Below are 8,310 nucleotides of genomic sequence, written 5' to 3'. Positions count from 1 at the left end.
TCATCTCCATCCCAAACAGATGATAATGGGCAAAATTGGCGCGTGCAGCTGCACAGATCAGCAATATGCAGAGGTACACCCGCTATTGATAACCATCCAGGCGTAGCCCATCCGCGGGGCACTAATCATTGGTCCTGAAAACGTTTGTCGCGACATAAGTGGCCAAGAGAACAAGGTGAAACCCGATCAGGGCCAACACCTGCAGGGCTGTCGTCTGGGAAAACTCCAGCAACTCACTCAAGACATGGATCGACGAAATGATCACGATTGTCGAGACAATCCGGTGCTTCATACGCCGGTAGGCCCGTTCGCCCTGCTGGATGAAATGATCCGCATGGGCGGGCGCTTTCAAACAGAAGGTGTTGTAGGTGTTCGTCGCGACCATGATGACCAGATTTGCGATGAACACCATGTCCAGCAGATTGAGGATCAGAAGGATCGTCTTCTTGCGGTCCAAAAATTCGTAGTCCTGCACCGCATAGTAGATATCTACGAACAAGGTGATGAGAAACAGGACCATTCCGATCGCCAGACCTATCAGGATCGGCACCTGGGCCGCCCGCGAGAGCCGAGTCACTATATTGGCGCCTTGCTCGTCTGTGTCACTTTCCGTTGAACCATCGGTCATCGCCATGTCCGATCATCGCATTTCGATTATTGTGCAGTGCACACTATTGCGGTTCGCCCCGGAGATCAACGGCACTAGAAGTTGGTAGGTTGACAGCGCGAATACCCGATGCGCTCGCCCGGCGAAATTCGTTGGCACTCCACACCCGCAATATGCGATATCCATGGATATGCAAATCGAATCGGTTTGCCCGTTTTTTACCGCTTACATGGAAGATACCGTGTTCAAACGCATTTTCGGCCTGCCGGCCGCCCTGGTCCTGACCACATCCCCCGCCCTCGCCCACCTCGATCCATCTCAGCATGGCTCATTCGCAGCCGGCTTCAGCCACCCGCTCTTCGGCCTTGATCATATCCTGGCAATGATTGCGGTCGGCTTGTGGGCCGCAATGATCGGCGGGCGGTCGATCCTTTCCCTGCCGACGGCCTTTGTCCTGTCGATGATAGCCGGATTCGGCATCGCGCTTGCCGGTGTGAGCTTGCCTCTTGTCGAGCCGATGATCCTTGCCTCGGTCATTCTGCTCGGCGCATTGGTCGCGCTTGCGATCCGTGTTCCTGCCGTGATCGCGGTTGTTTGCGTCGGCGCGTTCGGCGTGTTCCACGGATATGCCCATGGCGGCGAAATGGGATCGGCGACCGGCCTTGCCTATGGCGCCGGTTTTGTAGCGGCGACCGCCCTGCTTCACGCATTCGGTGTTCTGGTCGGCTATGCCGCGATCAAGCATCTTGATGGCGAACACCGGGCAGGCACCTACATCACCCGTGGCCTGGGCGCGCTGATGGCCCTTTCGGGGGTTGCTTTGACGGTTGCCTGACCCTCGACCGGTCAGCCCATTTCGATGTCGAGCCCCAGATCAAGGACCGGCGCGGAATGGGTGATCCAGCCGGAGGAAATCAGATCGATGCCTGACTCGGCAACAGCCTTGACCGTATCGGCCTCGATTCCTCCGGACGCTTCCAGAATGGCGCGCCCCTGAGCGATCCCGACCGCTTTCTTGAGCTGATCCGGGCCCATATTGTCGAGCATGATCACATCCGGCGCACAGGCAAGCGCTTCGCGCAGCTGGTCGAGCGTGTCGACCTCGACCTCGATCTTGACGAGATGCCCTGCAAAGCTCTTGGCCGCCTCGATTGCCTCGGTCACGCCACCGGCCACGGCAATATGATTGTCCTTGATAAGGATCGCGTCATCGAGCCCGAACCGGTGATTGGACCCGCCGCCGCAGCGCACCGCGAATTTTTCAAAAGCCCGAAGCCCCGGGGTCGTCTTGCGCGTACAGGCGATCCTTGCCCTGGTATGGGCAATCAGATCCGCGAAACGGGCCGTGGCACTTGCAATTCCCGACAGGTGGCCGAGATAGTTCAGGGCAACGCGCTCTGCCGACAAAAGCCCCCGCGCAGGCCCCTCAATCCGCATCACCACGTCGCCCGGCGCCAGCCTGTCGCCATCCGCTTTGACCGCCTCGACCGCCAATGCCGGGTCCGTGATGACAAAGGCTGCCTCGGCAAGCGCGATCCCGGACACCACGCCCGGCTTGCGGGCTGCGATCACCGCGCGCGCAGTGGCGGTGGCGGGAATGGTCGCCTGGCTGGTGATGTCACCGGCGCGGCCCCAGTCTTCAAGCAGCGCCGCCTTGACGGCTTCGTCGATCATCAGTTTCGGAAGCACGGGCAAATTGCCGGACATGAACCGCCTCGCAAGTGTCTGGTTTCAGGCCTTGGTGGAAAGACGTCCGGCAACGCTGCGCGCGATGTCATCGGCCTCTGCCAGAGTGGTGTAGGAGCGTTTGGCCTGCGCCGGATCGGCGTCGGGAAAATCACTGCGGAAATGCCCGCCCCGGCTTTCGGTCCGCTTGAGCGCTGCCGCCGCAATGAGCCGCGCGGTGGCCATCATGTTCTTGATCGAGGTCCGGCGGCAATCGGCCTCGGCCCGTTCGATATCGGCAAGGGCCTGCTTCAAGCCGTCCGCATTGCGCTCAACACCGACATTTTTGGCCATGGTTTCGCGCAAGACCGAAATGGCGGCCTGTTCCTGCACATTGCGCTGGCTTGGCAGGCCGTCTTCCTCGCCCATGTCCGCCCAGAACGCACTGCGCGGTGTCGGCATCAGGCCCTGAATGTCCTCGGCAATGCGCGCTGCAAAGACGACCGCCTCAAGCAGCGAGTTCGAGGCCAGCCGGTTGGCACCATGCGCACCGGTTGAGGCCACCTCGCCAGCCGCCCACAGGCCATCGAGAGACGTCCGCCCGTTCGCATCGGTCAGCACACCGCCCATGTGGTAGTGCTCTGCAGGGGCAATCGGGATCGGTTGCGTGACCGGATCAATACCGGCAGACTGGCAAGCCGCATAAACGCCCGGGAAATGCTCCGGAAACGCTGCGCCAATTGCATCCCGGCAGTCGAGAAAAGCACCCCGGCCAGCTTCCCGTTCCCGGTAGATGGCCCGGGCGACGATATCGCGGGGCGCCAGTTCCTCATCCGGATGGACACCGGCCATGAACCTGTCGCCGGCGGAGTTGGCCAGGATCGCCCCCTCGCCGCGCAGCGCCTCGGTCGCCAATGGTGACGGATCCCGGCCCACATCGAGCGCAGTCGGGTGGAACTGGACGAATTCTGCATCGGCAATCACCGCTCCGGCGCGGGCCGCCATGGCGACTCCATGGCCATTGGCTTCGCCCGGATTGGTGGTGACTGCATAAAGATGGCCGATGCCGCCGGAAGCAAGCACGACCGCCTTGGCCGGAAGTGCCAGACGCTTCAATCCGCCGCGCTTGCGGGTCATCACACCGGTCACATAGCGCCCCTCGACCATCAGGCTTTCGCCCATATAGCCTTCCAGCACGCGGATGGACGGGGTGTTGCGAACGGCAGCGATGATCGCGCCCATGATCGCCTTGCCCGCCATGTCTCCGGCAACACGCACGACGCGGTTTGCGGAATGCGCGGCCTCGCGGGACACCTGCAATTGCCCTTCCAGATCCTTGTCGAAAGGAACGCCGTAGGACAGCAAATCACGGATCCGGTCACCCGCTTCCCGCGTCATCTGCTGGACGATCTTTTCCTCGCAGATGCCGCCACCGGCCGCAATCGTGTCCGCACAATGCTTGTCCGCCGTGTCGTTTTCAGTCACGGCGGCCGCGATCCCGCCCTGCGCCCAGGCAGAGGAGGCCCCCTGTCCGATCGGCGCATTTGAAATCACCGTTACCGGACGCGGCGCCAGTTTGAGCGCACAAAACAGACCCGCCAGCCCGCCGCCCAGGATCACGACATCGTCGACATCCTTGCTGGAGAGCGCTGGCACAAAGTTTCCAACCGAAACGGCCATGGGACACTTCCTGAATACTTGGCCGGACGGCCTTCCGGCACCACGCGAACCTTCGCTCACGTTGCTGTGCCATACTGCGGGGCGAAGCGATTGTTCATCGGCAAGGCCGGTTCAGGCCATCAGCCGGTCGCTTCGGAGCGTTTCCCGCCCTCATATGCGGGCGGGAAACCAATGGCAATGGGTCAGGTGATCAGCTTTTCAGGTTGATCATGCGTTCCACAGCGATGCGCGCCTTTTCCGCGATCACCGGGTCCACAACGACCTCATCCTTCATCTCGACAAGCGTATCGAGGATCTTGGACAGGGTGATCCGCTTCATGTGCGGGCAAAGATTGCAGGGGCGGATATAATCGACGCCGGGCGTTTCGCTGGCGACATTGTCGGCCATGGAACACTCGGTGATCATCATCACCTTTTCCGGCTGCTTGGTCTTGACCCAGTCGATCATATGCGCGGTTGACCCGGCAAAATCGGCTTCCGCCACCACTTCCGGCGGACATTCCGGATGCGCGATGATCTTCACGCCCGGCTCGATCTTGCGATAGTCGCGCAGTTCCTGCGCCGTAAACCGTTCATGCACTTCGCAAGCGCCATCCCACACCAGCACCTCGACATCGGTCTTGTTGCCGACATTGGCCGCCAGATACTTGTCCGGGATCAGGAACACCCTGTCGACGCCGAAGCTTTCGACCACCTGCAGCGCATTGGATGACGTGCAGCAGATGTCGCATTCCGCCTTCACATCCGCCGAGGTGTTGACGTAGGTGATGATCGGAATGCCGGGATTGCGCGCGCGCAAGGCCCGCACATCAGCGCCGGTAATCGATTCCGCGAGAGAGCATCCGGCGCGCATGTCCGGGATCAGCACGGTCTTGTCCGGGCTGAGAATCTTCGACGTCTCGGCCATGAAATGCACGCCGCACTGAATGATCACCTCCGCATCGGTGCGGGTCGCCTCAATGGCAAGCTGCAGGCTGTCGCCGACAATGTCGGCCACACCGTGAAAGATATCCGGCGTCATGTAGTTATGCGCCAGGATCACGGCATTGCGCTGCTTCTTCAGCGTGTTGATCGCATGGATGGTCGGAGCCAGTGCAGGCCACTCGATGGCCGGAATGATGTGCTTGACCTTCTCGTAAACACCCTTGGTGGCCTCGGCCACTTCCGGTGTGTAACTGAGCTCCGGCCGCTCAAGACGACCGAATTTATCCGCAGCAGACGGTGCGCTCACCGCCAAGCGGTCCTGATCAACAAGGGCATGGGTCGTGGTCATCTTGACCTCCCTGACGATTATGCTCATTTTGAGCATATTACTCCCAAAAGAAAACGGGCTTTCGCCCTTCGTCTTTTTTCACGTTCCCTGCTTATATAGGCAGGCGGACAGCGAAAATCTACCGGTTTTTCATTATCCAACCTAACGCTTTGTTTCTCTGTGTTTTTCTGAAATCGAACACCGAGTTTAAAGTACCGCGCAAGCACCAGGCTTCCAATCCATCCAAATTCCTCATCTATATTTCGCAAAATACTGCTGTGGCTTACACATCCCCTTAGGTAATGTAAAATTACCGTTTCAAAGGGGGCCACATGCCGAACCTATCAGCTCCGCCGCAACGCACCGGACCCAATATTCCCTTGATCATTGTCTGCGGCAGCATTGTCGCCTTGATCTCTTTTGGCCCGAGGTCTGCTATGGGGTTGCTTTTCCAGCCCATGACGGATGCACGCGAATGGAGCCGGGAGTTGTTCGCACTCTCGATTGCAATCCAGAACCTGATGTGGGGTCTCGGCCAACCGATCGCGGGCATGGCCGCTGACAAACTGGGAATGTGGAAGTCGGCCACATTCGGCGCAATTCTCTATGGTTCCGGCCTTTATCTGATGACGACAGCCGAAACGGCTGCAGAACTCTACCTGGCGGCCGGCGTCATGGTCGGGCTCGGCGTCGCCTTTTCATCCTTTACGCTCGTGCTGGCCTCGTTCGGGCGGATTGCAGATGCCAAACAGCGCTCGTTTGCATTCGGCATCGGCACGGCATCGGGCTCATTGGGACAATTCCTGTTCGCGCCACTCGGGGTCACACTGATCGAGGACTATGGCTGGCAGGCAACCCTGATACTCTTTGCGGGCCTTATGCTGACGCTCCCTCTTTTGGCCATTCCGCTCAGAGGCAAATCCGCGCCCTATGGTTCGACAGGCCACAAAACCGATCTCAAGCTTGGCGCGGCCATCGCCGAAGCCTTTGGCACCCGTGGCTACCTGCTGCTGACGGCAGGCTTCTTTGTGTGCGGCTTTCACGTGGCCTTCATCACTGTTCACCTGCCGCCCTATATTGCCGATGTTGGCCTGGATCCCTATTGGGGCGGCATGGCCATTGCCCTGATCGGACTGTTCAATATCGTGGGATCGCTGCTCTCCGGATATATCGGCGGACACTATTCCAAACCGATCTTTCTGTCCCTAATTTACTTCGCCAGAGCCATTGCGATACTGGTTTTCGTCCTACTGCCGCCGTCCCCGGCAAGTATCCTGACTTTCTCCGCGGTGATGGGCCTCTTGTGGCTCTCGACCGTGCCGCCGACGACCGGGCTGGTCGCGGTGATGTTCGGGCCGCGCTACATGGCAACCCTGTTCGGCTTTGTGTTTCTGTCGCACCAGATCGGTGCGTTTCTGGGTGTCTGGCTCGGAGGCCGGTTGCATGACCGGTTCGGCTCCTATGACACCACCTGGTGGGTGGCGATCGCACTCGGTGTTCTGGCCGCGATCATCAACTGGCCGATTTCGGAAAAGCCTGTCGCCCGGCTCGCCCAGGAACCGGCAGAGTAGGCGCAAGTTCAACGAATCGCCGCGCTTGGTTCCATCTAGAAGATTGATCGATACTTCACAAAAAATCATTTTAGCTCATGGATGAGGGGCAATATTGTAAGGCTGCCATATCAAAAGGGGGCCTCATGTCGAACTCACCCGCTCTGCCTGAACGCACAGGGCCCAACATCCCGCTGATCATCGTTTGCGGCAGCCTTATTGCGCTCATTTCCTTCGGGCCGCGTTCGGCAATGGGACTGTTCCTGCAGCCCATGACCGATTCCCGCGAGTGGAGCCGGGAGCTGTTTGCGCTGTCGCTGGCCATCCAGAACCTGATGTGGGGCGTCGGCCAGCCGATTGCCGGCATGGTTGCAGACCGGTTCGGAACCTGGAAGGCTGTCACATTCGGGGCATTGCTTTACGCCAGCGGTCTTGTCCTGATGGCTGAGGCGCAAACGGCAACGGCGCTTCATCTGTCGGCCGGGGTTCTGATCGGGCTCGGGATTTCGTTTTCCTCGTTCTCGCTTGTTCTTGCGGCCTTCGGCCGGGTCGTGACGCCACAGCAGCGGTCTCTGGCGTTCGGCATCGGCACCGCGTCCGGATCGCTCGGGCAGTTCCTGTTTGCACCCTTGGGGGTCTCGCTGATCGATGCCATCGGCTGGCAGCACACGCTGCTGATGTTTGCGGGCCTGATGGCAGCCCTTCCCTTGCTGGCCATCGCCCTGCGCGGGCGGGCAGCGGCCCCGGCGCAAGGACAGGGTGTGCCGGATCAAAGCCTGAAGGGCGCTCTGGCCGAAGCCTTCGGCACACGCGGCTATCTGCTTCTGACCGCAGGCTTTTTCGTATGCGGCTTTCAACTGGCCTTCATCACGGTCCACCTGCCGCCCTACATGTCCGACCTTGGCCTCGATCCGGGCTGGGGCGGAACCGCGATTGCCCTGATCGGTTTGTTCAACATCGCCGGAGCGCTGCTTTCAGGCTATATCGGCGGCCGGTACTCCAAGCCGATTTTCCTGTCGCTGATTTATTTCGCCCGAGCGCTGACGATCCTGTTTTTTATTACCTTTCCGGTAACATCGGTAACGATCATTGCCTTTTCGGCTCTGTTGGGTTTGCTCTGGCTGTCGACCGTTCCGCCGACTTCGGGTCTGGTGGCGGTGATGTTCGGGCCGCGTTACATGGCGACCCTGTTCGGCTTCGTCTTCCTGTCACATCAGGTCGGCGCGTTTCTGGGTGTCTGGCTCGGTGGACGGCTTTACGACCAGACCGGGTCCTATGATGTGGTCTGGTGGATAGCCATTGCCCTGAGCGTTCTGGCGGGACTGATCAACCTGCCGATTGCCGAAAAACCGGTTCCGCGGCTTGTTGGACAGCCAGCGGAATAAACAAAAAAGGCAGGCATCCTGCCCGCCTTGGCTTGCACCTGTTACGCTACCCGGTCTCCAACCGGCCATCCCGGCCAAGCAAAGCGTTGACCCGGAATCGGAGAGCCACGAACACCGAAAAAGCCACGGTGAATTCAAGCACGAAGTGCAACACAATGTAAGCTGCGCAAA

At 59.9% G+C, this 8,310-nt stretch carries 7 protein-coding genes; 3 read left to right on the top strand and 4 right to left on the bottom strand.

Translation table 11 applies throughout. The features are described from left to right. Nucleotides 1–121: 121 nt before the first annotated feature. Entirely contained in the window at nucleotides 122–628 is a 507-nt protein-coding gene (locus tag E1297_RS06110) for a YqhA family protein (protein WP_209015664.1), read from the bottom strand. A gap of 208 nt (nucleotides 629–836) precedes the next feature. Between E1297_RS06110 and E1297_RS06105 the strand changes: the two genes are divergently transcribed. Beyond that, nucleotides 837–1,442 carry a HupE/UreJ family protein gene (locus E1297_RS06105; RefSeq protein WP_155135282.1) on the top strand — a complete coding sequence of 202 codons (606 nt, stop codon included), beginning with the start codon at nucleotides 837–839 and terminating at the stop codon, nucleotides 1,440–1,442. Nucleotides 1,443–1,453: 11 nt separating this feature from the next. On the opposite strand, the gene nadC is transcribed toward E1297_RS06105, so the two are convergent. The 3 genes from nadC to nadA form a co-directional block, all read right to left on the bottom strand. Next, nucleotides 1,454–2,314 carry a carboxylating nicotinate-nucleotide diphosphorylase gene (gene nadC, locus E1297_RS06100; RefSeq protein WP_155135278.1) on the bottom strand — a complete coding sequence of 287 codons (861 nt, stop codon included), beginning with the start codon at nucleotides 2,312–2,314 and terminating at the stop codon, nucleotides 1,454–1,456. Between the two features lie 24 nt (nucleotides 2,315–2,338). Next, nucleotides 2,339–3,952, bottom strand: coding sequence for an L-aspartate oxidase (locus E1297_RS06095; RefSeq protein ID WP_155135276.1), 1,614 nt, complete (start codon nucleotides 3,950–3,952; stop codon nucleotides 2,339–2,341). Nucleotides 3,953–4,142: 190 nt separating this feature from the next. Next, complete coding sequence (nadA, locus tag E1297_RS06090; RefSeq protein ID WP_155135274.1) at nucleotides 4,143–5,225, bottom strand: quinolinate synthase NadA; 1,083 nt, start codon at nucleotides 5,223–5,225, stop codon at nucleotides 4,143–4,145. Between the two features lie 311 nt (nucleotides 5,226–5,536). On the opposite strand from nadA, the gene E1297_RS06085 reads away from it, so the two are divergent. After that, complete coding sequence (locus E1297_RS06085; protein WP_155135272.1) at nucleotides 5,537–6,775, top strand: MFS transporter; 1,239 nt, start codon at nucleotides 5,537–5,539, stop codon at nucleotides 6,773–6,775. 125 nt (nucleotides 6,776–6,900) lie between these two features. After that, nucleotides 6,901–8,139, top strand: a complete 1,239-nt coding sequence (locus E1297_RS06080; protein ID WP_155135270.1) for an MFS transporter — start codon at nucleotides 6,901–6,903, stop codon at nucleotides 8,137–8,139. Nucleotides 8,140–8,310 lie beyond the last annotated feature (171 nt).

The organism is Roseibium sp. RKSG952, from assembly GCF_009711355.1.
The sequence above is the reverse complement of the archived record's forward strand: the minus strand, read 5'-3'. Positions and strand labels throughout refer to the sequence as shown.

Bases quoted from the DNA above. Each gene is read 5' to 3' on its own strand.
- E1297_RS06105 (WP_155135282.1), top strand. From the start codon at position 837: ATGGAAGATACCGTGTTCAAACGCATTTTCGGCCTGCCGGCCGCCCTG.
- nadA (WP_155135274.1), bottom strand. From the start codon at position 5,225: ATGACCACGACCCATGCCCTTGTTGATCAGGACCGCTTGGCGGTGAGC.
- nadC (WP_155135278.1), bottom strand. From the start codon at position 2,314: ATGTCCGGCAATTTGCCCGTGCTTCCGAAACTGATGATCGACGAAGCC.
- E1297_RS06110 (WP_209015664.1), bottom strand. From the start codon at position 628: ATGACCGATGGTTCAACGGAAAGTGACACAGACGAGCAAGGCGCCAAT.
- E1297_RS06095 (WP_155135276.1), bottom strand. From the start codon at position 3,952: ATGGCCGTTTCGGTTGGAAACTTTGTGCCAGCGCTCTCCAGCAAGGAT.
- E1297_RS06080 (WP_155135270.1), top strand. From the start codon at position 6,901: ATGTCGAACTCACCCGCTCTGCCTGAACGCACAGGGCCCAACATCCCG.
- E1297_RS06085 (WP_155135272.1), top strand. From the start codon at position 5,537: ATGCCGAACCTATCAGCTCCGCCGCAACGCACCGGACCCAATATTCCC.